We start from the raw sequence: 676 nt of genomic DNA, 5'->3' as shown, positions 1-676 counted from the left end.
AGCAGATCAGGAAATTCGCGTTGATTGGTTGGATTATGCGTCGCATTTTCCGCATCAATCGGCGTGGTTTCGCGCCGCGCCGCAGTTCAGTTTTCAATCGGCAATCGTGAATGGAAAAAAGACGGGAAGTGATATTAACCTGTATAAATTATTTACCGAGCAATGCGTCAATTTATTGCGGGCGGGCGGTGAGTGCGGGATTGTGATTCCGTCGGGGATTTATACGGATTTGGGCGCGAAAGGCTTGCGGGATTTATTATTCGATCAGTGCGACGTGACGGGGTTGTTTTGTTTTGAAAATCGCAATGAAATCTTTGAAAACGTGCATCGTAGTTTTAAGTTTGTGGTATTGACGTTTGAAAAAGGGCAATCAACGCGGCAATTCCCCGCGGCCTTTATGCGTCATCAGGTGAATGAATTGGCGGCGTTTCCGTCATCAACGGATTTATTATTGTCTGTGGAATTGATCCGCCGCTTGTCGCCTGATTCGCAGTCGGTGATGGAATTCAAAAGCGCATTGGATGTACAAATTGCGGAGAAGTTGCTGCAATTCCCGTTATTAGGTGAGACGATTGATGGCAAATGGAATGTACGATTATCTCAAGAATTTCACATGACCAATGATAGTCATTTATTCAAAACGGCAGCGGGCGCGGGGCGGTTGCCGTTGTTTGAG

General features: G+C 46.4%; 1 protein-coding gene. It reads left to right on the top strand.

All coding sequences use genetic code 11. From position 1 onward, the window contains the following. On the top strand, positions 1–676 hold a 676-nt coding region (locus HUK38_RS14670), incomplete at both ends, for an Eco57I restriction-modification methylase domain-containing protein (RefSeq protein ID WP_202985586.1).

This window comes from Thiospirillum jenense (genome assembly GCF_014145225.1).
Lineage (GTDB): Bacteria > Pseudomonadota > Gammaproteobacteria > Chromatiales > Chromatiaceae > Thiospirillum > Thiospirillum jenense.
Note: the sequence above shows the minus strand (reverse complement) of the source record. Positions and strands in the feature narration are given on the sequence as shown.